The 1,037-nt window shown below is 73.6% G+C and carries 1 protein-coding gene; it reads left to right on the top strand.

The genetic code is table 11. From position 1 onward, the window contains the following. On the top strand, positions 1–1,037 hold a 1,037-nt coding region (locus tag DQW06_RS25505), incomplete at both ends, for a glycosyltransferase family 4 protein (protein WP_157983602.1).

Here is a 1,037-nt window from a genome sequence, read left to right as displayed (position 1 = left end):
CCGCCCCGGACGTCCCCGCCGACCTCGGGCCGCGCCTGGACGGGGTCCGCCTGGTCATGGTCAACTGGCGCGACCCCTGGCAGTCCACCGCGGGGGGAGCCGAGGAGTACTCCTGGCGGATCAGCCGCCACCTGGCCGAACGCGGTGCCATCGTCACCTTCCTCACCAGCCGCGAGCCCCACCAGGCGCGCGTGGAGACCAGGGACGGGATCGTCATCCGCCGCATGGGCGGCAGGTTCACCGTCTACCCGCGCGTCATGGCGTGGCTGGCCCTGTGGCGCCGCGAGTACCAGCTCGCCTTCGACTGCATGAACGGCGTCCCCTTCCTGTGCCGCCTCGTCCTGCGCCGCAGCACGCGGGTGGTCAGCGTCGTCCACCACGTCCACGACCTCCAGTTCAACGCCTACTTCCCGGCGCCCGTCGCCTGGCTGGGCCGCACGCTGGAGTCGGTCGTGGCCTCGCGCGTCTACCGCCGCTGCACCACCGTCACCGTCTCGGAGTCCTCCCGCCGGGCCATGCGCGAGAAGCTGGGCTGGCGCGCGCCGATCGAGATCATCCACAACGGCGGACTCCCCGGGCCCCAGAAGCCCCTCGACGACGCGCCCGCCCCCGCCGACATGGGCCACCCGGCCGTGGTCAGCCTGGGCCGCCTGGTCGTCCAGAAGCGGGTCTCGCGGGTGGTCGACCTCGCCCGCGCGCTGCGCGAGGAGCACCCCGACCTGAAGGTGCACATCATCGGCCGCGGCCCCGAGGGCGAACCCCTGGCGGAGCAGGTCGCCCGTGACGGCACGGGCGACCGCGTGCGCCTGCACGGCTTCCTGCCCGAGGAGGACAAGAACAGCGTCCTGGCCTCGTGCCACCTCCATGTCACCGCCTCCGAGTTCGAGGGCTGGGGCCTGACCGTCATCGAGGCGGCCCGCCTCGGCGTGCCCACCGTGGCCTACGATGTGGACGGACTCCGCGACTCGGTCCGCGACGGCGAGACCGGGTGGCTCGTGCGCGAGGGCGAGGAACTCGCCGACGTGGTCGCGCGCGCC

It is taken from the genome of Nocardiopsis sp. TNDT3 (assembly GCF_003427465.1).
In the GTDB taxonomy this organism is placed as follows: domain Bacteria; phylum Actinomycetota; class Actinomycetes; order Streptosporangiales; family Streptosporangiaceae; genus Nocardiopsis; species Nocardiopsis dassonvillei.
The sequence above is the reverse complement of the archived record's forward strand: the minus strand, read 5'-3'. Positions and strand labels throughout refer to the sequence as shown.